19 protein-coding genes and 1 riboswitch are annotated in these 22,475 nt (G+C 72.7%); of the genes, 11 read left to right on the plus strand and 8 right to left on the minus strand.

What is annotated here, in order from left to right:
- Positions 1-15 precede the first annotated feature (15 nt).
- Positions 16-1,296 (minus strand): glycine oxidase ThiO, encoded by a 1,281-nt coding sequence (gene thiO, locus ACFWU9_RS07645; RefSeq protein ID WP_384315477.1) that lies wholly within the window; start codon positions 1,294-1,296, stop codon positions 16-18.
- A riboswitch (TPP riboswitch) is annotated at positions 1,293-1,407 on the minus strand. (Overlaps the previous gene by 4 nt.)
- Before the next feature lie 174 nt (positions 1,408-1,581).
- Between thiO and ACFWU9_RS07650 the strand changes: the two genes are divergently transcribed.
- The 5 genes from ACFWU9_RS07650 (at position 1,582) to ACFWU9_RS07670 (ending at position 6,224) form a co-directional block, all read left to right on the plus strand.
- Entirely contained in the window at positions 1,582-2,745 is a 1,164-nt protein-coding gene (locus ACFWU9_RS07650; RefSeq protein ID WP_384315548.1) for an NAD(P)/FAD-dependent oxidoreductase, read from the plus strand.
- 114 nt (positions 2,746-2,859) lie between these two features.
- A complete protein-coding gene (locus ACFWU9_RS07655) occupies positions 2,860-3,225 on the plus strand; it encodes an Rv2175c family DNA-binding protein (RefSeq protein ID WP_031231907.1) in 366 nt (121 codons plus the stop codon).
- A 155-nt stretch (positions 3,226-3,380) separates the two neighbouring features.
- Entirely contained in the window at positions 3,381-4,049 is a 669-nt protein-coding gene (gene thiE / locus ACFWU9_RS07660) for a thiamine phosphate synthase (RefSeq protein ID WP_384315478.1), read from the plus strand.
- Between the two features lie 191 nt (positions 4,050-4,240).
- Positions 4,241-5,158, plus strand: a complete 918-nt coding sequence (metF, locus tag ACFWU9_RS07665) for a methylenetetrahydrofolate reductase [NAD(P)H] (protein ID WP_384315479.1) — start codon at positions 4,241-4,243, stop codon at positions 5,156-5,158.
- 52 nt (positions 5,159-5,210) lie between these two features.
- The gene (locus ACFWU9_RS07670; RefSeq protein ID WP_384315480.1) at positions 5,211-6,224 is read left to right on the plus strand and encodes a hypothetical protein; all 1,014 of its coding nucleotides are present in this window, start codon (positions 5,211-5,213) and stop codon (positions 6,222-6,224) included.
- A 63-nt stretch (positions 6,225-6,287) separates the two neighbouring features.
- Here the strand turns inward: ACFWU9_RS07670 and ACFWU9_RS07675 are convergent, their stop codons facing one another.
- The 3 genes from ACFWU9_RS07675 to ACFWU9_RS07685 form a co-directional block, all read right to left on the minus strand.
- Positions 6,288-7,823 carry a phytoene desaturase family protein gene (locus ACFWU9_RS07675; RefSeq protein ID WP_384315481.1) on the minus strand — a complete coding sequence of 512 codons (1,536 nt, stop codon included), beginning with the start codon at positions 7,821-7,823 and terminating at the stop codon, positions 6,288-6,290.
- Positions 7,824-7,911: 88 nt separating this feature from the next.
- Entirely contained in the window at positions 7,912-8,520 is a 609-nt protein-coding gene (locus ACFWU9_RS07680; RefSeq protein ID WP_384315482.1) for a DUF4126 domain-containing protein, read from the minus strand.
- A gap of 297 nt (positions 8,521-8,817) precedes the next feature.
- Entirely contained in the window at positions 8,818-9,426 is a 609-nt protein-coding gene (locus tag ACFWU9_RS07685; RefSeq protein WP_384315483.1) for a TetR/AcrR family transcriptional regulator, read from the minus strand.
- Positions 9,427-9,626: 200 nt separating this feature from the next.
- Here ACFWU9_RS07685 and ACFWU9_RS07690 point away from each other — a divergent pair, with 200 nt between their 5' ends.
- The 3 genes from ACFWU9_RS07690 to ACFWU9_RS07700 all read left to right on the plus strand — a co-directional run bounded on the left by ACFWU9_RS07690 (position 9,627) and on the right by ACFWU9_RS07700 (position 11,726).
- Complete coding sequence (locus ACFWU9_RS07690) at positions 9,627-10,166, plus strand: SAV_6107 family HEPN domain-containing protein (RefSeq protein WP_384315484.1); 540 nt, start codon at positions 9,627-9,629, stop codon at positions 10,164-10,166.
- A 93-nt stretch (positions 10,167-10,259) separates the two neighbouring features.
- Positions 10,260-11,045, plus strand: a complete 786-nt coding sequence (locus tag ACFWU9_RS07695; protein WP_384315485.1) for a methyltransferase — start codon at positions 10,260-10,262, stop codon at positions 11,043-11,045.
- A 285-nt stretch (positions 11,046-11,330) separates the two neighbouring features.
- A complete protein-coding gene (locus ACFWU9_RS07700) occupies positions 11,331-11,726 on the plus strand; it encodes a DUF3040 domain-containing protein (RefSeq protein ID WP_384315486.1) in 396 nt (131 codons plus the stop codon).
- A gap of 1,027 nt (positions 11,727-12,753) precedes the next feature.
- Here ACFWU9_RS07700 and ACFWU9_RS07705 read toward each other — a convergent pair.
- The 4 genes from ACFWU9_RS07705 to ACFWU9_RS07720 all read right to left on the minus strand — a co-directional run bounded on the left by ACFWU9_RS07705 (position 12,754) and on the right by ACFWU9_RS07720 (position 18,337).
- Positions 12,754-15,177 (minus strand): DUF3488 and DUF4129 domain-containing transglutaminase family protein, encoded by a 2,424-nt coding sequence (locus tag ACFWU9_RS07705; protein ID WP_384315487.1) that lies wholly within the window; start codon positions 15,175-15,177, stop codon positions 12,754-12,756.
- Positions 15,174-16,532: a DUF58 domain-containing protein gene (locus ACFWU9_RS07710; RefSeq protein WP_384315488.1), complete on the minus strand. Its 1,359-nt coding sequence runs from the start codon at positions 16,530-16,532 to the stop codon at positions 15,174-15,176. Before ACFWU9_RS07710 ends, ACFWU9_RS07705 begins: the two co-directional genes overlap by 4 nt.
- Positions 16,532-17,569, minus strand: coding sequence for an AAA family ATPase (locus tag ACFWU9_RS07715; RefSeq protein WP_384315489.1), 1,038 nt, complete (start codon positions 17,567-17,569; stop codon positions 16,532-16,534). Before ACFWU9_RS07715 ends, ACFWU9_RS07710 begins: the two co-directional genes overlap by 1 nt.
- 204 nt (positions 17,570-17,773) lie before the next feature.
- A complete protein-coding gene (locus tag ACFWU9_RS07720) occupies positions 17,774-18,337 on the minus strand; it encodes a beta-class carbonic anhydrase (protein ID WP_384315490.1) in 564 nt (187 codons plus the stop codon).
- Between the two features lie 471 nt (positions 18,338-18,808).
- On the opposite strand from ACFWU9_RS07720, the gene rsmH reads away from it, so the two are divergent.
- The 3 genes from rsmH to ACFWU9_RS07735 are packed head-to-tail and all read left to right on the plus strand — an operon-like array spanning position 18,809 to position 22,438.
- Complete coding sequence (gene rsmH / locus ACFWU9_RS07725; RefSeq protein WP_384315491.1) at positions 18,809-19,765, plus strand: 16S rRNA (cytosine(1402)-N(4))-methyltransferase RsmH; 957 nt, start codon at positions 18,809-18,811, stop codon at positions 19,763-19,765.
- Complete coding sequence (locus ACFWU9_RS07730; RefSeq protein WP_384315492.1) at positions 19,762-20,415, plus strand: septum formation initiator; 654 nt, start codon at positions 19,762-19,764, stop codon at positions 20,413-20,415. Before rsmH ends, ACFWU9_RS07730 begins: the two co-directional genes overlap by 4 nt.
- 4 nt (positions 20,416-20,419) lie before the next feature.
- A complete protein-coding gene (locus ACFWU9_RS07735) occupies positions 20,420-22,438 on the plus strand; it encodes a peptidoglycan D,D-transpeptidase FtsI family protein (RefSeq protein ID WP_384315493.1) in 2,019 nt (672 codons plus the stop codon).
- Positions 22,439-22,475 lie beyond the last annotated feature (37 nt).

The following is a 22,475-nucleotide window of genomic DNA, read 5'->3' on the forward strand; positions in this document are numbered from 1 at the left end:
AGTTCACGGTGTCTGTCATGCGTGCTGCTCCTGAGCTGCGGAGGCGGCGGGGGAGGGGCCCGGCGAGGGGCCGGGGGCGCTGGACGGGAAGCGGCCCGGTGCGAAGGGCCGCGCGTCGTCGGGGAGTTCGCCCGTGGTGAGTACGGTGGCCATCACCTGGCCCGTGACGGGCGTCAGGAGCACCCCGTTGCGGTGGTGCCCGGTGGCCAGGTGCAGCCCCGGCAGGGCGGTCGGCCCCAGCAGCGGGGCGTTGTCCGGCGAGGTCGGGCGCAGCCCGGCGCGGGTCTCGGCGAGCGGCAGTTCGGTGATGCCGGGGAGCAGTTCGTGGGCGTCGCGCAGGAGTTCGTAGACCCCGCCCGCCGTCACCGTCGTGTCCCAGCCGAGCTCCTCGCTCGTGGCGCCCACGACCAGCTCGCCGTTCTCGCGGGGCACCAGATAGACATGGCTGCCGCGGACCTCGGCCCGCAGCGTCCGGGAGAGGAACGGGGCGTACGGGCGCGGCACCGTCAGCCGCAGGACCTGGCCCTTGACGGGCCGTACCGGTGGCAGGACCTCGGCCGGCACCCCGGCGAGCCGCGCGCTGAGACTGCCGGCGGCGATGACGACCTGGTCGGCGGCGAGTTCGGCGCCGCCCCCGACGGCGACCCCGGCGGCCCGGTCCCGGACCACCCGCAGCCTCTCGGCCCAGGCCCGGTGGAAGACCACCCCGGCCCGCTCACAGGCCGTCACGAGGGCGGCGGCGAGCCTGCGCGGGTCGATCTGGTGGTCGTCGTCGGCCCTCAGCCCGCCCCGTACCCCCGGAGCGAGCATCGGCTCCAGACGCCGGCACTCGCGGCCGGTGAGCCATTCGGACCGGAGGCCCGATCTCCTTTGGAGGGCGTGGAGTTCACGCAGCCGCGCCCGGTCGTCGCTGTCGAGAGCGACGGCCAGCGTGCCGCAGGCGCGGTAGCCGGTGTCCTGGCCGGTGGCCGACTCCAGTTCGGCGACGAAGCCGGGATAGAGCCGCGCGGAGGCGATGTTCAGCCCCAGCAGGGCCTCCTCGCCGTAGTCGACCTCGGTGACCGGGGCGAGCATCCCGGCGGCCACCTGCGCGGCCCCGCCGCCCGGCTCGGGATCGACCACGGTGACGCCGAGCCCGCGCTGCGCGGCGCGCCAGGCGGTGACGAGGCCGATGATGCCGCCCCCGACGACCAGGACGTCGCTGTGCCGGGGACCCCGGCCGGCCGACGGGTCCGGAGGCCCGCCCGGAGATGTCTCCGGGCCGGATCCCCCCAACGGAACGTGAGATGAGCGCATGGGCGTCCAGCTCCTCCCTTCGCCGGCATGACCCGGATCAGGTTCGTACGGTCGGAGGCCGCGTCAGCCTCCCTCTCAGCCCGGTGCGTACGGGCTCCCGCGAGGTGTGAAGTCTCTTGTTCGCTACTGCCGATAAGTGCTTCCGGGTCAGCGTAACCCTCCTCCCCGTGCCCTGTAAGGGAGCCGTTCAGGCAGTCGTCGCCCCCGCGGTGTCCTTAAGGTGATCGGGTGAACGAGCAGCGGAAGCAGGCGGACGAGCGGCGCACCGTCGTCGTCGGCGCGGGCATGGCGGGCGTGCAGACCGCCGTGGCCCTGCGTGAACTGGGGTACGGCGGCCCCGTCACCCTCGTCGGGGCCGAGCCCCACCGGCCCTACGACAGGCCACCTCTCTCCAAGGCCGTCCTCCTGGGGACGGCCGAGAGCTCGGCCCTCGACGTGGACTTCGACGCGCTCTCCCTGGAACTGCGCCTGGGGCTCGAAGTGACCGGCGTACGCCCCGACGACCACGAGGTGGACACGGAGGCGGGACCGATCCCGTACGACGTCCTGGTCCTCGCCACCGGCGCCGAGCCGGTCACCCTCCCCGGCACGCGGGACGTGCCCGGCGTCCATCTGCTGCGCACCCTGGACGACGCCGCGCGGCTGCGCCCCGTCCTGGACCGCCGCAAGCACATCGTCGTGGTCGGCGCGGGCTGGATCGGCGCCGAGTTCACCACGGCCGCCAGGGAGGCCGAGTGCGCGGTGACCGTCGTCGAGGCCGCGGACCGGCCGCTCGCCGGCGCGCTGCCGGCGGAGGTCACCACTCCGATGGCGCACTGGTACGCGGAGAGCGGCGCGGAACTCCTCACCCGCGCGCGCGTGGCGGTCGTCGAGCCCGGCACCGTCGTCCTCGCCGACGGCCGCGAGCTGGCGGCGGACGCGGTCGTCGTGGGCATCGGCGCCAGGCCCGCCACGGCCTGGCTGGCCGGCTCCGGCATCGTGACCGGCCCCGAGGGCGCCGTGACCGCCGACGACCGGCTGCGCACCTCACGGGCCGACGTGTACGCGGTCGGGGACTGCGCCTCCTTCCCCTCGGCCCGGTACGGCGAGCGGCTGCTGGTGCACCACTGGGACAACGCGCTCCAGGGGCCGCGCACGGTCGCCGCCGACATCGTGGGGGAGGCCCGCGAGCCGTACGACCCCGTGCCGTACTTCTGGTCCGAGCAGTTCGGCCGCTTCGTGCAGTACGCGGGCCACCACGCGCGGGCGGACACGCTGCTGTGGCGCGGTGACCCGGCGACCGCCGCCTGGACGGTCCTGTGGCTGCGTGACGGGGCGCTGGTGGCCCTGCTGACCGTCGGCCGGCCGCGTGATCTGACCCAGGGCCGCAAGCTCGTGGCAGCGGGCGCGCGGATCGACACGGGGCGGGCCGCCGACCCCGCCGTACCGCTCAGATCCACGGCTCTCTGAACGTCGCCCGCGCCGGTTCCCGCGCCGTGGGCGCCGGGCCGACGCGCCGTTCGCCGACCCGTTCGGTGCCCGGCTCGGCTTCCGACTGTCAGTCCGGGATGGCAGGCTTGTCCTGTGACTGAGATTGACGCAAAGATCGATGCTCTCGTCCCTGCCTGGCTTCACCTGCCCGATATCGCCGAAATGCTGGATATCGAGGTGACGCGTGTGCGTCAGCTGGTGAAGGAAGGCACGCTGATCGCCGTGCGCCGCGGGGAGAACCGCGCGCTCCAGGTGCCGGCCGCCTTCATCGACGGCAACAAGGTCGTCAAGGGCCTCGCCGGGACCTTGACGCTCCTGAGGGACGACAGCTTCACCGACGAAGAGATGCTGGAGTGGCTCTTCACTCCCGACCCGTCGCTGCCGGGCACGCCGGCGCAGGCCCTCAGCGAGAATCGCGGTACGGAGGTGAAGCGCCGCGCCCAGGCGCTCGCCGTCTGACGACACCACCACCGGCCGTGCGCGGGGCGGAGCGCCCCGTTCCGCGCACGGCCGTCACAGAGAACCGATCCGACAGGCACCGATCCGAGCACGGCCGTCCGGGGACGCCCGTCGGGGCGTTTCCCGAAGACACCGATCCGACGGGGGAGACCCGCATGCCCGCAGCGCCCGGTGCGCCCAGCGCACTCGATCTGCTGTCCGACGCCCGGCTCTATCTGTGTACGGACGCCCGTAAGCGGCAGGGGGATCTCCCCGAGTTCCTGGACGCCGTCCTCTCTTCCGGTGTGGACATCGTGCAGCTCCGTGACAAGGGCATGGAGGCGGCCGAGGAGCTGGACCACCTCCAGGTGTTCGCCGACGCCTGCCGGCGCCACGGCACGCTCCTGGCCGTGAACGACCGGGCCGACGTGGCGCACGCCATCGGCTCCGACGTGCTGCATCTGGGCCAGGGTGATCTGCCCGTCTCCGCCGCCCGCGCCATCCTCGGTACGGAGCTGCTGATCGGCCGCTCGACCCACTCCGAGGCCGAGGCGATGGCGGCGGCCGGGGAGCCCGGCGTGGACTACTTCTGCACCGGGCCCTGCTGGCCCACCCCCACCAAGCCCGGCCGGCACGCGCCGGGGCTCGGCCTCGTGCGGTACGCCGCCTCGCTCGCGACCCGGCGCCCCTGGTTCGCGATCGGCGGCATCGACGCGGGAAACCTGGACGAGGTGCTGGACGCCGGGGCCCGCCGGGTCGTGGTCGTCAGGGCCGTCACGGAGGCGGACGATCCGGCGATGGCCGCGGCCGGACTCGCGAAGCGCGTCCGCGACCGAGTCGCCTGACACGGACAGAAGGCCGCCTGATTCCGGGCCCCCGGCAGCGGGCCTCCGACCGCCCCGGAGGGGCGCGGGCACCCTGTCCACTCTCGATCTCCGGTGTCCGTCCTGTCCGAGTAATGGACAGGGATGGCGTGAAGTGGACAATTCGCCCTGCTCTGGTTGGGTGATCGCCGCAGCCTCGATAGCCTTCGGGTATGGCCCTTGGCACAGCTTCGACCAGGACAGATCGCGCCCGTACGGTGCGTGAGCTGCTTGCGACCGGCAAATTGTCGTACTCGTTCGAATTCTGGGCACCGAAGACCGAGAAAGGCGAGCGGAATCTCTGGAACGCGCTGCGCCGGGTCGAGGCGGTCGGCCCCAGCTTCGTCTCCGTGACCTACGGCGCGGGTGGCTCCACCCGCGCCGGGACGGTCAAGGCGACCCAGCGCATCGCCTCCGACACCACGCTCATCCCGGTCGCCCACCTCACCGCCGTGAACCACTCGGTCGCCGAGCTGCGCAACATGATCGGCCAGTACGCGGACGCCGGAATCAGGAACATCCTCGCCGTCCGCGGAGACCCGCCCGGCGACCCGATGGCCGAGTGGGTCAAGCACCCCGAGGGCGTGCGGTACGCGGCGGACCTGGTCCGGCTGATCAAGGAGTCCGGCGACTTCTGCGTCGGCGTCGCGGCCTTCCCCGAGATGCACCCGCGCTCGTCCGACTGGGAGAGCGACATCCGGCACTTCGTGGCCAAGTGCCGCGCGGGCGCGGACTACGCGATCACCCAGATGTTCTTCGACCCCGAGGACTATCTGCGGCTGCGGGACAAGGTCGTGGCCGCGGGCTGCGACACGCCGATCATCCCGGAGATCATGCCGGTCACCAACGTCCGGCAGATCGAGCGCTTCTCGCAGCTCAGCAACGCCTCGCTGCCCCCGGCGCTGAAAGAGCGGATCCTCTCCGTCAAGGACGATCCCGCCGCTGTACGCTCCATCGGTATCGAGTACGCGACGGAGTTCTGCGCGACGCTGCGCGCGGAGGGTGTTCCCGGACTCCACTTCATTACACTCAACAACTCCACGGCGACGCTCGAAATTTACGAGAACCTCGGACTGCACGAGCAGTCCTGACCGGTCGTACCGGTCACCGTCCCAGGACGGTGACCACAGGAGAGGGGCGGGCATGGGCTGGACGGTCCTCTACATCGCGTTCGGCATCGTCGCGCTGTGGCTGCTGGGCGAAGTGTTGCTCCAGTACAAGGCGCGGCTCCGCTGGAGGCTTCTCGCCTTCACCGGGTTCCTCGGCGTGGTGCTGGGTGTCCTGCTCGCCTCCGTCCCGGTCATCGCGGTCGGCGCGATCGCGTTCGCGGTCGGCCAGACCTATGTGACGCTCTCGTTCCGGCGCGGCTTCTCCACCGGCTGGGCGATCGGCGGCAGCCCCGGCGCGAGCCGGCGCCGCAAGGCGGGCGGCGGCGAGGGCGAGATCCGGGAACCGAGCCTGGAGGTCTCGGACTTGGAGTACCAGCCCGTCGCCGACTCTCCCGCCGAGGCCGCCGGCCCCATGCCCGACGAGCCCCCGTACGCCGCCTCCGTCTACGAGCCGGAGCCGATGCCCGACGAGACGGGGCAGTACGGCGTGTACACCGACGCCGCCTACCAGGCGACGCAGTACGGCGACTACGACCCGTACCACGGCTACGACGCGACCACGGGCCAGGACTCCTACGCGGGTCACGACTCCTACGCCGGCGCCGGCCAGGACGGTTACGGCGCCTCCGAGGTCTACGCGGCCCCCGACCCGTACGCCAGCCAGGGCCAGGACGTATATGGCGGCCAGGACTCCTACGCGGCCCAACAGGACCCGTACGCGGCGCAGAACGGCCAGTCCGGGCAGTACGACTACGGCACGGGCCAGCAGCAGTACGCGGCCTACACCGACCCGTACAGCGGCGCGACCACCACCGGCGGCGAGGCCTACGGCTCGTACGACAGCTACGGCGGCCAGCAGCAGTACGCCGACCCCTACGGCGACCAGAGCGGGCAGGGCGCCCAGTCGCAGTACGGCGCCGAGACCCCGCCCGGCGGTGTCTGGGTCCCGCAGCAGCGCGAGGGTGAGAACGTCCCCCCGATGCCACAGCAGGAGCCCCAGCAGTACGGCTACGACCCCAACTACGACGAGCAGCAGTACCGTTACTGACCGCACCTGACGGCCCGTCAACTCTCACGGACGCCGGGGGAGTTCAGCGGGCGCCGGAGGGGTTCAGCGCGAGCCGCGGAAGTCCGCCCCCTCGACGATCAGCCCGGCGACCAGCGCCCCGGACATCCCCGCGTGCGCCAGCCCGCCGCCCGGGTGCGCCTCACCGCCGACGAGATACAGCCCCGGAAGCCGCGTCGTGTTCGCCGGATGCAGCAGCCGGCCCTCGGCACCCGCCAGCGACGGCGCGGGCACCGAACCGCCCCGCGCCCCCGTCCGTGACGCCGTGTCGGCCGGCGTACGGACCTCCAGCCAGCGCAGCCGCTCCCTCAGCCGGGGCACCGCGCCGCCGGCCGCCGCGACAAGGACGTCCGCGTACCGCTCACGCAGCCCCGGGTCCGTCCAGTCGACGGGACCCTGCGGTGCCACCGTCGCCGTGACGGTGACCGCCTCGTGCCCGTCGTCCGGGCGCGTGGTCGGGTCGTCCGGCCGCAGCACCGTGACCGTGGGCCGCTCGGCCGTCCGCCCGGAGAAGACGGCGGCGGCCTCGCCGTTGTCGGGGGAGTGGACCACCGTACGGTGCGCGGTGCCGTCCGGCCGGCCTTCCCGCAGGGCCAGCAGCACGGTGAATCTGCCCGGGACCGACGGTGGCCCGCCGCCCGCGCCCCCGTTCAGGGGCCGTACGTCCTCGTCCCGCCAGAGCTCCGGACCCGCCAGCGCGGCGGGGGACGCGCCCGCCACCACCTGGTCCGCCTCCACGACCGGGGAGGGGCCGACCGAGGCCCCCGGCGCCAGCTCGACGCCCGCCGCCCGGCCGTCCTTCTCGACGATGCGGGTCACCTCGGCGTGGAAGACGAACTCCACCCGGCGCTCCAGACACCGCTCGTACACCGCGTGCGCGAGCGCCCGCATGCCGCCCCGCACGTACCAACTGCCGAAGGTCTGCTCCATGTACGGCAGCAGTGCGGCGCCCGTCGGCGTGTGCCGCGGATCCAGCCCGTACGACAGGGCGTAGCCCTCCAGCAGCGCGGCCAGCCGGGGATCCGCCAGCTCGTGCGCCCCCACCTCGGCGACGGTGCCCGCCAGCCGGGGCCCGCGCAGCAGCCTGCGCTGCCGGACGGCGGGATACGGATCACGCCCCAGCACCTGCCAGTCGGCCCGCAGCGGCTCCTCCAACAGAGGACGCCGCGACCGGTCCCAGGCGTCCCGGGCGCGGCCGAGGAAATCCCCCCACCTGGCTCCCGCGCCCGCGCCGAGCGCGGCGTCCAGGGCCGCGACGACACCGGCGCGCGAGGCGTTCGGCAGGGACACATCGGTCCCGTCCGGGAAGACATGACGGCTCGCCGGGTCGACCTGCGTCATCCGCACACACTCTTCGAGGGGCTTCTTGCCGGTCTTGACGAACAAATCCCGGTAGACGGCGGGCAGATGGAGCAACCCGGGCCCCGTGTCGAACGCGAACCCGTCACGCTCGAACCGGCCGAGGGCCCCGCCGTACGTCGCAGAACGCTCGTACACCGTCACCCGGTGCCCAGCCACCGCCAGCCGGGCAGCCGCCGCCATCGCGCCCATCCCGGCGCCGATCACCGCAATCCGTGCCATGGAAGTGGACCTTAGCCGCCGGTTTTCCCCCGGTCGCGCCCGGGACGCCCGGCGGGGGGCGCCGTGCCGCGCCCCGCCGCGCCGGAGTTCACAGTGGTGGCCACGGCGTGGCGAGGCGTCTCTCCTCGCGTCTCTCCGCCCTGCGCCGCCGGAACCGCCGGATCCTGGAGACCAGGAAGAAGACGGTCACGACGCCGAGCAGCAGCAGACCGCCCGCGACGACCGCGGCGGCGAGCGGGTGGAAGATCGCGAACGTGATGACCCCGGCGACGCCCAGGTCCTCCGCGGTGCTCACGGCGATGTTGCTGAACGGCTCGGGGGAGGTGTTGACCGCCATCCTCGTGCCGGCCTTCACCAGATGGCTCACCAGAGCGGTCGACCCGCCGACCGCGCCCGCCGTGATCTCAGGGAGCGAACCGCTCTCCCCGGCGAGCAGCGCCGCGACCACCGCGCCCGCGACCGGTCTGATCAGCGTGTGCACGGAGTCCCAGACCGAGTCGACGTACGGGATCTTGTCCGCCACCGCCTCGCAGACGAAGAGCACGCCGACGACGGCCAGGACATCGGTGCGCTGGAGCGACTCGGGGACCTCGTCGGTCATCCCCGTCGCGCCGAAGACGCCCAACAGCAGGACCACCGCGTAGGCGTTGATCCCGCTGGCCCAGCCACTGGTGAAGACAAGGGGGAGTACGGACACGGACGCGATCGTAGCCAGCGTGTCGGCCGGACGGGTGAGCTCCGGAACGGGGTCGTGAGTATCCGTACCTAGTACATGAGATGAGTAGAGACGCGGATGGGCCCTCACCTGCGAAGACGGAAGAGTGAGGGGCACGGGAGGGGCGCGGTGCCGATACCGCCGGCACGGGGCGGCGGAGCGGCGTGGCACCCCGACCGCAACGGGGGTGGGCGGTGCGCCGCTCCGATCGGGTCCGAGTGAGGAAGGCCGGTCGGGGCGGCGCACTTTCCGTTGGCGGCCCCCCTGGCCGACCCCCCGTCAGCCGCCGCCGACCCGGCCGTGCAGCAGCAGCGAGAGGGCCGAGTGCACCTCGTCGATCGACCGCTCGGGCTGGAACGCCTGCCAGTCGAGGGCCGCCACCAGCACCGTTCCCATCAGCGCGCCGGCGGTCAGCGGAATGTCCATCTCACGGTTGAGTTCACCGCCGTCGATCCCCTCCTGGAGCACCTTCTCCACGACGGCGACGGCCTGCTGACGCACCACCAGTAACGTGGCCTGCCAGGCGCGGTTGGTGCGCCAGAGCTCGGCCACGTACAGCTGGGTGAAGGCCGGGTGGCGGTCGATGAAGGCGAGTCCCGCGCGGACCATGGCGTCCAGCGCCTCCACGCTGGTCCCCTCGCGCCCGGCCGTCTCGTCGACCGCCGTCCGGAGGGAGTCGGTGAGCAGACCGACGCCGTGCCGCAGAAGCTCCTCGAACAGTTCGTTCTTGGTCCTGAAGTTGTAGTAGACGGTGCCCTTGGCGACTCCGGCGCGCTCGGCGATCTCGTCCACGGTCGTCGCCGAGAAGCCCTGTTCGGCGATGAGCGTCACCGCGGCGTCGTAGAGCTTCTGACGGGTGGCCTGCCGGCGGGTGCTGCTCCTGTCCATACGCCCGATTCTCACAGGTGCCGCGGGTGCGCAGCCGCACGCCCGGATGATCCACGCCAGCCGCGGCGCCGCGTGCGCGAAAGCGCCTGCGAACGTGCGCGCGAAGTAAAAGCGCAGGTCAGAGCCGATTGTCAGTGGCGTGCTCCACGATGGACACATACGGCCACAGAGCCGTCACAGAGACGACCAGGAGGTTCGTCATGGCCAGTTCCTACGCCGCAGCCGCACACCGGCGAAGCACAGGCGGCCCTGCCCCCTCACTGACCGGCGCCGCGACCGATGTCCACCCCGTCCTCAGGCGCGCGACCGCGCCGCCCGCCGCCCTCGACCTCCTCGCCAAGGCCCGTTCCGGACTGGACGAGGCCGCCACCCTCGAAGCGCCCAACGAGCGCTATGCCACGGCCCATCTGGCCGCCCTGCGCACGGCGGCGGCGGTGCTCGCCGCACGGGGGCGCCCCGAGCCCACGAGCCCGCGCCGCCGGCGCATACGCAGCGCCTGGGAAGTGCTGCCGGAGATCGCCCCCGAGCTCACCGAGTGGAGCGCCCTGTTCGCCTCAGGAGCCACCCGCAGGGCGCGGGCCGAGGCGGGCATCCGGGGCGCGGCGAGCAGCCGCGACGCGGACGATCTGCTACGGGACGTGGCGATGTTCCTGCGCCTCGTCGAGCGGCTGCTCGTGCTCGAACCGGTGCTGCCCCAGCCGAGGGCCGAACAGCCGGAGAAGGGCGGCGCCGTTGGGTGACGGGGACGGCCGACGGAGGCAATAGGCTGTGCGGTGCCTGCACCGTTCACGCCCCGCGACCTGGGGCGGCACCGCGCCGAGGAGTCAACTGCCGTGTCGGACCCTTCCCCTGCCTTCGGTGGAGAGACGCCGTCGCGCCCCCGTAGCTCCCTGCGCACGGCCGTGGTCTGGGAGGTGCTCCAGGTCGCTCTCGAAAGCCGCGCCGCCGCGGCGGGTACGGCGGGCCTGGATGTCCTCGACACCGGGGGCGGCACGGGCAACTTCGCCGTGCCCGTGGCCCGGCTGGGGCACCGGGTGACCGTCGTCGACCCCAGCCCCAACGCGCTGTTCGCCCTGGAACGCCGGGCCGCCGAGGCGGGTGTCGCCGACCGCGTCACCGGCGTTCAGGGCGACATCCACGGCCTGTTCGAGGTCGTGGGGCGGGGCGGTTACGACGCGGTGCTCTGCCACGGCGTCCTTGAGTACGTGGACGACCCCGCCGAGGGCGTGCGGAACGCGGTCGAGGCGCTGCGGCCCTCCGGCGCGCTCAGCCTGCTCGCGGCGGGGCTCGGCGGGGCCGTCCTCGCCAGGGCGCTCGCCGGGCACTTCACCGAGGCCAGGCAGGCGCTCACGGACCCGGCCGGCCGCTGGGGCGAAGGCGACCCGGTGCCCAGGCGGTTCACCGTCGAGCTGCTCACGGAGCTGGTCGACAAGGCCGGTGTCGACGTGGGCGCGGTGCACGGTGTACGGGTCTTCTCCGACCTGGTTCCCGGGGTTCTGGTGGACACTCAGCCCGGCGCTCTGGAGGCCCTCCTGAAGCTTGAGGCGGCGGCCGCCGAGCTGTCGTCCTTCCACTCCGTCGCGAGCCAGTTGCACGTCCTCGGCGAGAAGCGGACCTGACGGCGGGCTCCGGGGAGCACTGATCGCCGGGCTGATCAGCAACGAAGCTGTGGATGGAGTGCGCCACAGGCCCCCCGGCGGAGCCTTCGGCGCCGTATGATCGGGGTACGCCTTCCGGCATGACGGGACGACGGTTGGGGAATCAACGCCTCAGCGGCCGAGTCGTCGTGGCGGCCCGGATTGGCGAAATGGCGTAGAGGGCGGGTTTCACGGGGGCGATTCCCTGCCTATCCTGAAGGGGCCGCATACCGGTCGCCCCCCGCGACCGACGACTAGGAGGACTCCGTGCCGCTCTCGGAGCACGAGCAGCGAATGCTCGAGCAAATGGAGCGAGCGCTGTACGCCGAAGATCCCAAGTTCGCGACAGCGCTTGAGGGAAGCGGGCTGCGCAGGTACACCCGGCGACGGGTCTACCAGGCGGTCGCAGGCTTTCTGGTGGGTATCGCGCTCCTCATGACCGGTATGGTCGCCAAGCAGATCTGGATCGGCGTGGTGGGATTCCTCGTCATGCTGGGCTGTGCGGTCCTCGCGGTCACCGGCTGGCGCAAGGCCCCGAAACCGGGCGAGCAGCAGCCGTCCGGGGAGGCCACAGCGGACCGCAGACAACCTCGGCAGCGCCGCTCGTTCATGAACCGGATCGAGCAGCGATGGCAGCGCCGCCGTGACGAGCAGGGTCAGTAGCACGGCGCAGAGGTTCTCGAGCCCAAGCTTGTAGTAATGGAGCGGCTGCCGTGAGTCACGGCGGATACGTCTGAGGGGCGAACGCGAAGAGCGTTCGCCCCTCAGACGTATCCGGCCCCGCCGATCCCCACCCGGGGGGCGGCGGTCCCGCCTCGGTTGGGGCGCCCCTGAGTCGGCCCCCGGGCTGCTGTGCGCCTCCGGCCGCAGGGCCCCCGGGTCGGGGACGGCTTGGCGCCCGGGGCCCGGCCCGGTCCGCCCCGCCTGCGACGCCTCTGGCCGCAGGCCCCCCGGGGACGGGGGACGGGCCGGGCCCTCCGGGGCCAGGCGGGTCCGACCGCGTCGCCCGGCCGGTCCGCTCCGGCTGCTGCTCCCCGGGGCGGGGGACGGCTTGGCGCCCGGGGCCCGGGCGGGTCCGCCGCCTGCGTCGCCGGGCCGGTCCGCCCCGGCTGGGGCGCCTCCGAGTCCGCCCCGGGCTGCTGCGCGCCCCCCGGCTGCTGCTCCCCGGGCCGGGGACGGCTTGGCCCCCGGGGCCCGGGCGGGTCCGCCTGCGGCGCCGGGCCGGTCCGCCCCGGCTGGGGCGCCTCCGGGCGCAGGCCCCCGGGCTGCTGTACGCCCCGGCTGCTGCTCCCCGGGTCGGGGACGGCTTGGCCCTCCGGGGCCGGGCGGGTCCGACCGCGGCGCCTCCGGCCGCAGGCCCCCGGCTGCGGCGCCCCTGGGTGCCCGGTCCCGGGCAGCAGCGGCTCCGGTTGCCCGGACCCTTACCCGTTTCTGCGTACGACGCTGGGCTCCGGCCCTTCGGCCTCCCGCCTCCGGCGGCTCCGCCCCTGGCCGCCCGGTCGACCACCTGTTTCCGCGTACGACGCCTGCCTCCGGCCCCTCGGTCGTTCTCGCCCCGGGCTGCCTGCGGTGGCACCGTCCGTCCCTCGCCCCGGTCGCACAGGCACCGTTCCGCCAGCTTCCGGGCTCACCGCACCCTCCGCCCCTGGAGGCCCCGGACCGCCCCCGGGGGCGGTCCGGGGCCGGTGGGTCAGCCCCGTTGGCGGGACGGTCTCGTGAGCAGGGTCGACGAGCGGCGGGTCAGCTCCGTGCTACGGGCCGCCCAGCGGGCGGTGAACACGGACCAGCGTTCGGACAGGGCCCATATCACCCGAATGGAGGAGCGCGGCAGAAGAAGCGCGCGCTGTCTGGCCCAGCGGCTCGCGCCCGCGTCCAGGCCCGCATGCACCCGCTGGACCTCCTCGGCGAGACCCGTCACGGGCCGTGGCTCCGGCGCGTACAGCACCTGTTCCACCGTGCGTGCCACGCGGTGCACGGCGTTGGCTGCCTCACCCTCCAGCCGCCCCAGCCGCACGATGCGCGCCGCCGTCCTGCGTGGGGTCTGCGCGTCGTCGGGGCGGATGCCGTGGTCCCAGGCGGTGTCGATGATCTCCCGCCAGGCCCCCAGCGCCCGCGCCGTCGCGTCGGCCTCCGTACGCCCCCCGGAACCGAGGCGTCGCGCCCGGACCCTGACCCGCCACAGCAGCGGCAGGAGTGGCAGCAGCAGCGCCGCCAGGACGCCCAGCGTGATGCCGGCGATCGTCCCCGCGGACGTTCCCGAGTCCGTCGGCGGCAGCGCGCCCGCCGGCGTGGTCGTCCCGCAGTCCCCGATCCTCGCGGCCTGCGGCGGGCAGCTCTCCGAGGCGGACGGCTGCGCGCTCGGCTCCGACGACGTGCTCGCCTCGGGCTGCGAGGGATCGCTCGTGTCGCCCGAAGGAGCCTCCGGGATGGTGTAGTCGGGTGCGCTGCCCCGGCTCGGCGTCGGCTCGAAGCGGGTCCAGCCGACCCCCTCGAAGTACAGCTCGGGCCAGGCGTGCGCGTCACGCAGCCCGACGGACATCGAGCCGTCCGACTGCGGGGTGCCCGGGGTGAAGCCCACCGCCACACGGGCCGGAATGTCCAGCGTGCGGGCCATCGCGGCCATCGAGAACGAGAAGTGGACGCAGAAGCCCTGCTTCTCCCTGAGGAAGCGGCTGATGGCCGAGACACCCGTGCCGGACGCGACCTGTGTGTCGTAGGTGAAGCCGCCGTCCACGGCGAACCAGTCCTGGAGCCTGACGGCCCTCTCGTAGTCGTTCACCGCGCCCTCGGTCACCTCGCGCGCCGTCGCCGCGACCTCCTCGGGCAGCACCTCCGGCACCTTGGTGTACTCCCGCAGCATCGAGGCCGACGGCCTCGGCGCCGCCGCGAGCTGGTCGCGCGTCGGCTCCACGAGCAGGCTGCCGACCTGGTACTGCGCGCCCTGCGTCGTCTGCCCGCGGTCACCGACCAGGGTCCGGCCGCTCGGCTCGAAGCGCCAGCGCCCCTCGATGTCCACCTGGGACGCCGGATAGGGCATCGGCAGATAGTTCTGCCGGTACCAACCGGCGGCGGAGATACTCGTCTTGATCTCGGTGGTGCTGACGTCGCCGTTCAGACCCGGCGGACTGGGCAGCCTGTCCGGCACGTCCTCGACACTGCGCTGCGAGAACCGCCAGGACGTACCGTCGAAGTCGTCCAGCGCCATGATCCGCAGATACAGGTTCTCGGTGCTCCGCGCGTTCGTCCGGTACCGCAACGCCTCCCGGTCCTCGGGCTGGTTGAGGTTGTCCTGGAGGGACACGAGCGGATTGACGGCGGAGATCGTGCCACCGCCCAGACCCGAACCCGCCCCGGCCCCCGTCCCGTTGAGCAGCCCGCCGTTCAACGACGGCAGCGCCGCGGGCACCACGAGCGCGATTCCCAGGGCCATCACACCGATACGGTGACCCGCGCGGATCGGGGCCGCGGTCCCGCTCCCGGTGTCCATCCCGGCGGCCGTACGCCCCGGTGCGCGCGGCGCGCCGCCGAACACCCGCCCCCACTGGGAGAGCCGGTCCCGGCCCTCGGCCAGCAGCAACAGCAGATAGCCGCCGGCCGCGAGCAGGAACCAGAGCCAGGAGGCGGCGCCGCCGTTGAGCCCGGCGGCGACCGAGTACAGCGCGAGCAGGGGCAGCCCGGCGGGGGCGGCGCTGCGGAACGTCACGGCGAGCGCGTCCACGGCGAGACCGATCACCAGCACACCGCCGACCAGCATCAGCTTGATGCCGTCGGTCGCGGGAGCGGGGATCGCGTACCGCCCGACGTCCTCGCCGCCCTCGTTCAGCAGCTCGCCGAAGCGCTGGAAGACCTCGGGGCCGGGCAGCAGACCGAGCACGGCGTGCTCCGAGGCGAACACCACCGTGAGCATCAGCAGCCCGACGACCGCCTGGAGCGCCACGATCAGCGTCCTGGCCAGCGGCACCCGGCGGCCGAGCGCACCCGCGCCGACCAGGACCGCCACCATGAACGCCGCCTGAAGCAGCCACGTGGCCGGATCGACCAGGGGCAGCAGCGCCCCCGCCGACAGCATCGTGGCGGCGAACGCGCACAGCGCGAGCCTCGCGCGACCGCTCATGACCATCCTCCGGAGAAACCCGCCGAGCCCTGTGCCGCACCCGACTCGGTGCGCTGTTGTGCCGCCTGCTGCCAGAGGTCGGAGAGCGCCACCCCGGCCGGCACCGTGAGCGCGGTCCAGCCGGACTCACGCAGCTCCCTCAGCCGGTCCCGCACCGCCTCGGGCGGTTCGCCACCGTCCTGGTACCAGCCGGAGCTGTCCAGGACGAAGGCCACCGCGGCGCCGCTGCGGTGCCGCATCCGGCCGACCAGCGCGGTCTGCTCTTCGTCGAGATCGCCGAGGAAGGCGATCAGCAGCCCCTCGTTGCCGCTGCGCAGTACGTCGTACGCGCGCGACAGCCCCGCTCCGTCGGAGTGGTCCACGACGGCGAGCGTGTCCATCATCAGTCCGGCCGCGTCGGCGGACTCCTGCGTCGAGCCGGCGAACCCGTCGGCGCCCTCGCCGGGCACCGAATCACCCGTGTCCGTCAACAGCCGTACGGCGAAGCCCCGTTCTAGCATGTGCACCAGCGCCGACGCCGCGCCCGACACCGCCCACTCGAAGGCCGAGTCGGGGCCCGCGCCCTCGTAGGCGAGCCGACGGGTGTCGAGCAGCACCGTGCATCTGGCCCGCTGCGGCTGCTCCTCGCGGCGCACCATCAGCTCGCCGTAGCGCGCCGTGGAGCGCCAGTGCACCCGTCGGAGGTCGTCGCCGTGCCGGTAGCCGCGCGGGATGACGTCGTCCTCGCCGGCCAGCGACAGCGAGCGCTGCCGCCCGTCGCCGTACCCCGAGGTCGCTCCCGCCAGCCGGACCGGTGGCAGCGGCTCGGTGCGGGGGATGACGGTCAGCAGGTCGTGGGCGCTGAAGGAACGCGTCAGCTCGCACATCCCGAACGGGTCGCTCAGCCGCAGCTGGAGCGGTCCGAGCGGATAGCGCCCGCGCAGATCGGAGCGCACCCGGTAGGAGACCTCACGGCGCCCGCCCGCCTCCACCCGGTCCAGGACGAACCGCGGGCGCGGGCCCAGCACGTAGGGCACATGGTCCTGGAGCATCAGCAGACCGGTGGGCAGCCGCGACACGTTGTCCATCCGCAGATGGACACGGGCCTCGGACCCCGCGGGCACCCGCGAGGGCGCGAGCCGCCTGCTGCCAGCGACCCGGTAGCGCGTGCGGTACAGCACGCCCACACAGACCAGCGGCAGCACGGCCAGCAGCATCCCCACCCGGAGCAGATCCGCCTGGCCGAGGACATAGGCGCAGACGGCCGCCGCTATGCCCGCGGCGAAGAACGACCGGCCACGGGTGGTGAGACCGCCCAGCGCCGCCCGCAGTCCGCCCTTGTCCTCGCTCTCCGAGGGGGCTGCGCCGGGCTCCATCACAGCCGCCGGACGCCCGGCTGCGGCCGGTCGTAGAGCGGCGGGGGCACCACGGGCGCCTGCCGGCCGCCGTCGGCCGTCGGCACCGGGACGCGCTGGAGGATCTCCTGCACCACCTGCTCGGCGGTCCGGCGGTTGAGCTGCGCCTGCGCGGTCGGCAGCAGCCGGTGCGCGAGCACCGGGACCGCCAGCGCCTGTACGTCGTCCGGCAGGGCGTACTCCCGGCCGCTCAGGGCGGCCGACGCCTTCGCCGCGCGCAGCAGATGCAGCGTCGCGCGCGGCGAGGCGCCCAGTCTGAGATCCGGGTGGTTACGGGTCGCGCCGACCAGCTCCACCGCGTACCGCCGCACAGAGTCGGCCACATGGACCTTCCGTACGGCGTCGATCAGCTTCACGATGTCGTGCGCGTGGGCCACCGGCTGGAGGTCGTCCAGCGGCGAGACCCCGCCGTGCACGTCCAGCATTTCCAACTCGGCCTCCGCGCTCGGATAGCCGATGGAGACCCTGGCCATGAAACGGTCGCGCTGTGCCTCGGGGAGCGGGTAGGTGCCCTCCATCTCGACCGGGTTCTGCGTCGCCACCACCATGAACGGGCTGGGCAGTTCGTACGTCTGCCCGTCGATGGTGACCTGGCGCTCCTCCATCGACTCCAGCAGCGCCGACTGCGTCTTCGGCGAGGCGCGGTTGATCTCGTCGCCGATCACGATCTGCGCGAAGATCGCACCGGGCTTGAACTCGAAGTCGCGCCGCTGCTGGTCGTAGATGGAGACCCCGGTGATGTCCGAGGGCAACAGGTCCGGCGTGAACTGGATACGCCGCACCGAACAGTCGATGGAGCGTGCGAGCGTCTTGGCCAGCATCGTCTTGCCGACGCCGGGGACATCCTCGATGAGGAGGTGTCCCTCGGCGAGCAGCACTGTCAGCGAAAGCCGTACGACCTCAGGCTTGCCCTCGATCACACCCTCCACCGATGCGCGCACACGCTCCGCTGTGGTGGTCAGATCTGTGAGGCTCGCTCGATCGTCATAGGTCGTCACCCGGCCCTCCTCGGCCCGTTCATACGGGCCGAGGCTCTTCTCACGGCCCGGCCCACCCCGAAATACGGACGCCGCGCCCGGATGGTTCCGGAACGCCGCCGTCACTCACGCATTCTTGTAGCCGTTACCGCTTCGTGTCACTCGCCTGTGGATAAGTGGGTGGGAATTGCCGGAGTTGCCGTGTATCTGGTGCGGGCTACGCGGTCAGTCCGTCGGGTCGACTTCCCGCAGAAGGCCGGTCGACACGTCGAACACAAAGCCCCGTACGTCGTCGGTGTGCAGAAGGAACGGAGACGTCCGGACCCGCTGCATCGACTGGCGTACGTCCTGGTCCACGTCCGCGAAGGACTCCACGGCCCAGGCCGGACGCTGTCCGACCTCCATTTCCAGTTCATGCCTGAAGTCCTCGGTGAGGGACTCCAGGCCACAGCCGGTGTGATGGATGAGTACGACGCTGCGCGTCTGCAGCGCCCGCTGGCTGATGGTGAGTGAGCGGATGACGTCGTCGGTGACGACGCCGCCCGCGTTGCGGATCGTATGACAGTCACCGAGCTCCAGGCCCAGCGCGTCATGCAGGTCGAGACGGGCGTCCATGCAGGCGACCACGGCGACGCGGAGCACGGGGCGCGCGTCCATGCCGGGGTCGGCGAAGTCCTTGGCGTAGTGCCGGTTGGCGTCCACGAGTCGATCGGTGACCGTGCCGTCGGTACGGGCCGTACCGGCGGACACCTGGGCGGACTCGGCGGGGAGGTGCGCGGAGGTCGACATACCAGTAGACGGTAATACTCAGCCGCGCCCGGAGCCTGCTCTACGGCAGGAGAAACATCGTCCACGAGGTCCGGTGTGAGGTAAGCCACACAGGTGAAGTCCAAGGGTTTGAACGGGTGATGTCCGCCGATTTCCCTTGCGCGCGCTCCTGATTCCGGTCGGTCCGGACCTTCACCGGATCCACTTTGATCATTACCCGGCCCGCACGTGATCGCCGGACGATCCCCACCTCCGCTCCGCCCGCAGCGGGCCGGGCGACGCGCTGGCCGGTTGATTGACCGGGGAGACCTGTGGACTAAAGTGACGCTAAGTTCACGGACATCCCGAACGCTTGACCGAACACTTCCGAATTCCCCCGCGTGTGCGGCGTACGTGCGGCTCGGCCTCCCCACGCTCGGCGGTACGTACAACCACGCCGGACCTGAGAGGGCGCATGAGCGAGCGCAGCCAGCGAACCCGCGAGGCCCGGGCATGACGGCGACCCGGCACGTTCCGGTGATGCTCGACCGGTGCCTCCATCTGCTCGCCCCCGCCCTCGCCGAACCGGGCGCCGTCGTCGTCGACTGCACCCTCGGTCTCGGCGGCCACAGCGAGGCCCTGCTCAGCACCTTCCCCGCCGCGCGGCTGGTCGCGCTCGACCGCGACAAGGAGGCGCTGCGCCTCTCCGGCGAGCGCCTCGCCCCGTACGGCGACCGCGCCACCCTCGTGCACGCCGTCTACGACGAACTCCCCGACGTACTGGACCGGCTGCGCATCCCGCGCGTCCAGGGCGTGCTCTTCGACCTCGGTGTCTCCTCCATGCAACTCGACGAGGCCGGGCGGGGGTTCGCGTACGCCCAGGACGCCCCGCTCGACATGCGGATGGACCAGTCGGCCGGGATGAGCGCCGCCGAGGTCCTCAACACCTACGCGCCGGGCGAACTGGTGCGGATCCTGAGGGCGTACGGCGAGGAGAAGCAGGCCAAGCGCATCGTGTCGGCGATCGTCAGGGAACGCGCGGTCGAGCCCTTCAGCAACAGCGCCCGCCTGGTCGAACTCATCCGTGACGCGCTGCCGCAGGCCGCCAAGCGGACCGGCGGCAACCCCGCCAAGCGCACCTTCCAGGCCCTGCGTATCGAGGTCAACGGCGAACTCGCCTCCGTGGAGGCGGCGATCCCCGCCGCGGTGAAGGCCCTCGCCGTCGGCGGCCGCATCGCCGTCCTGGCCTACCACTCCCTCGAAGACCGCCTGGTCAAACAGGTCTTCGCGGCCGGCGCCGCCAACACCGCGCCCCCCGGCCTGCCCGTCGTGCCCGAGCGCTACCAGCCGAGGCTCAAACTCCTGACGCGCGGCGCCGAACTGCCGACCGAGGCCGAGATCACCGAGAACCGCAGGGCCGCCCCCGCCCGGCTGCGCGGCGCGGAGCGGATCCGGGAGGACGTGCGGTGAGCGGACCGGCCAGGCAGCTGAGGGGGCGCGCCGCGCGGCTCGCCCGGCTGATGCCGACGACCGGGGCGAGCACCGCCGCGCGTACGCCCTTCGTCCTGCTGGTCGTTCTGCTCCTCGGCGGCGGGCTGATCACCCTGCTCCTGCTGAACTCCTCGCTCAACGCGGGGTCGTTCAAGCTGAGCGAACTCAAGAGGCAGACCACCGACCTGACCGACGAGCAGCAGGCCCTCCAGCGGGACGTGGACAACCTCTCGGCGCCGGACGCGCTCCAGCGCCGCGCGCGGCAGCTCGGCATGGTGCCCGGCGGCAGCCCCGCCTTCCTGAACCCCGACGGCAAGGTCAGCGGTGTCCCCTCCGAGGCCGATCCCCTCCCGTACGCCGCGCCTTCCGCCCTCGAAGCCTTCCCGCCCGTCGCGCCGAGCCTGCCGGCCTCGCTCGCACCGTCCGTGACCCCCTCGGCCGGGTCCACGGAGCCGGCGGCGTCCCCGTCCTCCTCCTCAGGAGGGCTCCCGTCCGGGGCCCCGTCGACCACCCCGAGCGCCCCGCCCGGCCCCTCCGTATCCGCGGGCTCGCGCGTGGCGCCCTCCACCGAGCCCCGTCCCGGACCGACGTCCGGCACGCCCCTCACCCCGACGACCCCCGGCAGGTGACGCAGTGCCCCCCGAGCAACCACCGCGCCGCCGGGTCCCCGGCCCCGCGCGCTCCGGGAGCGGCGCCCGCCCCCGGCCCGAATCACGCTCCCCGCAGCGCCCCGCGCCCCGGCCCCCGCGGCGCCCGCGCCGCCCCGACCCGGACCGCCCGCGCCCCGGCGCCGCCTCTCGCGCGCCGCACCGCATCCGGCTCGGCAACCACCGTCCCCGGCTGCGGCTGGTCAGCCTCGGACTGACCCTCGTCATGCTGGTCTTCGTCGTCCGGCTGCTCCAGGTCCAGGCCGTCGACGCGAGCGCGTACACCGCGAAGGCGGAGAAGAACCGGTTCACGAGCGTCACGCTCGCCGCCGAGCGCGGCGAGATCACCGACCGGGCCGGGGTCGCCCTCGCCACCAGCGTCGACGCGCACGACATCACGGCCGACCCGAAGATGTTCACCCCCGAGGACAGCAAGGTCCGCGACGCCCCCCGGCAGGCCGCCGCGCTCCTCGCCCCGATCCTCGACAAGGAGCCCGAGACGCTCGCCAAGCAGCTCTCGACCCCCAAGTCCCGTTTCACGGTGCTCGCCCACCGCCAGACCCCCCAGGTCTGGAACCAGATCAGCGACCTCAAGTCCGTCCTCGCCGAGAAGGCGGACAAGGCACGCGCCACCCAGGGCGACAAGGCGCCGGGCAGCGTCCTCGCCGGCGTCTTCCAGGAGCCCAGCAGCAAGCGCGTGTACCCCAACGGGGACCTGGCCGCCGGGATACTCGGTTACGTCAACGCGGCCGGCCACGGAGGCGGCGGCGTGGAGTCCATGCTCGACAAGAAGCTGTCCGGCAAGGACGGAGAGATCACCTACGCGCACTCCGGCGGCCGCCGTGTCCCCACGGCGGACTCCGAGGAGACCCCGGCCGTCCCCGGCACCGACATCGAGCTCACCATCGACCGGGACATCCAGTGGGCCGCCCAGCGGGCCATCGCCGACCAGGTCCAGGAGTCGCAGGCCGACCGCGGCTACGTGATAGTGCAGAACACCCGCACCGGCGAGGTGCTCGCCATGGCCAACGCCCCCGGCTTCGACCCCAACGACCTCTCCCAGGCCGACAGCGCCCGCATGGGCAACGCCGCGCTCCAGGACGCCTTCGAACCCGGCTCCACCAGCAAGGTCATGTCCATGGCCGCCGTCCTGGAGGAGAAGGCCGCCATCCCCGGCACCCATGTCACCGTGCCCAACCGGCTGCACCGCGGCGACCGTCTCTTCAAGGACGACATCGACCATCCCACCTGGTACCTGACCCTCAACGGTGTCCTCGCCAAGTCCAGCAACATCGGCACCATCCTGGCGACCGGCCAACTGGGCAGGACGCAGCCGGAGGCCAACCAGGTCCTCCACTCCTATCTGCGCAAATTCGGCATCGGCGGCCCCACGGGCCTCGGCTATCCCGGCGAGACCCAGGGCATCCTGGCCGCCCCGGAGGATTGGTCGACCTCGCAGCAGTACACGATCCCCTTCGGCCAGGGACTCTCGGTCAACGCCATGCAGGCGGCGTCGGTCTACTCGACCATCGCTAACGGAGGCGTACGGATCGAGCCCACCCTGGTCCGCGGCACCCAGGGGCCCGACGGCCTCTTCACCCCCGCCCCCGCCCCCAAGAAGACCCGCGTCGTCAGCGAGAAGACCGCGAAGACGCTGGCCACCATGCTGGAATCCGTCGTCGGCGACGAGGCGGGCACCGGCACCAAGGCCCGTATCCCCGGCTACCGCGTCGCCGGCAAGACCGGAACCGCCAACCGCGTCGACCCCGAGACCGGGCGCTACAAGGGCTACACCGCGTCCTTCGCGGGCTTCGCGCCCGCCGACAACCCGCAGATCACCGTCTACTGCGCCATCCAGAACCCGACCACGGGCAGCTACTTCGGCGGCCAGATCTGCGGCCCCATCTACAAGGAGGTCATGGAGTTCGCTCTCAAGAGCCTCCAGGTCCCACCGACCGGAAAGACATCAGATCCGCTGCCGGTCGAGTTCAAGCCCGGCGAGTGACCCAGGGAACACCCCAGTGACAACGATCACCCCCGAC

Origin of the sequence: Streptomyces sp. NPDC058653 (genome assembly GCF_042716895.1) — a bacterium.
Taxonomy (GTDB): Bacteria; Actinomycetota; Actinomycetes; order Streptomycetales; family Streptomycetaceae; genus Streptomyces.

Coding starts and splice junctions, on each gene's coding strand:
- thiE (WP_384315478.1), top strand. CDS start 3,381: ATGCCCGCAGCGCCCGGTGCGCCCAGCGCACTCGATCTGCTGTCCGAC.
- ACFWU9_RS07705 (WP_384315487.1), bottom strand. CDS start 15,177: ATGAGCGGTCGCGCGAGGCTCGCGCTGTGCGCGTTCGCCGCCACGATG.
- ACFWU9_RS07690 (WP_384315484.1), top strand. CDS start 9,627: ATGGCCAGTTCCTACGCCGCAGCCGCACACCGGCGAAGCACAGGCGGC.
- ACFWU9_RS07675 (WP_384315481.1), bottom strand. CDS start 7,823: ATGGCACGGATTGCGGTGATCGGCGCCGGGATGGGCGCGATGGCGGCG.
- ACFWU9_RS07650 (WP_384315548.1), top strand. CDS start 1,582: ATGGCGGGCGTGCAGACCGCCGTGGCCCTGCGTGAACTGGGGTACGGC.
- rsmH (WP_384315491.1), top strand. CDS start 18,809: ATGACGGCGACCCGGCACGTTCCGGTGATGCTCGACCGGTGCCTCCAT.
- metF (WP_384315479.1), top strand. CDS start 4,241: ATGGCCCTTGGCACAGCTTCGACCAGGACAGATCGCGCCCGTACGGTG.
- ACFWU9_RS07670 (WP_384315480.1), top strand. CDS start 5,211: ATGGGCTGGACGGTCCTCTACATCGCGTTCGGCATCGTCGCGCTGTGG.
- thiO (WP_384315477.1), bottom strand. CDS start 1,296: ATGCGCTCATCTCACGTTCCGTTGGGGGGATCCGGCCCGGAGACATCT.
- ACFWU9_RS07710 (WP_384315488.1), bottom strand. CDS start 16,532: ATGGAGCCCGGCGCAGCCCCCTCGGAGAGCGAGGACAAGGGCGGACTG.
- ACFWU9_RS07720 (WP_384315490.1), bottom strand. CDS start 18,337: ATGTCGACCTCCGCGCACCTCCCCGCCGAGTCCGCCCAGGTGTCCGCC.
- ACFWU9_RS07685 (WP_384315483.1), bottom strand. CDS start 9,426: ATGGACAGGAGCAGCACCCGCCGGCAGGCCACCCGTCAGAAGCTCTAC.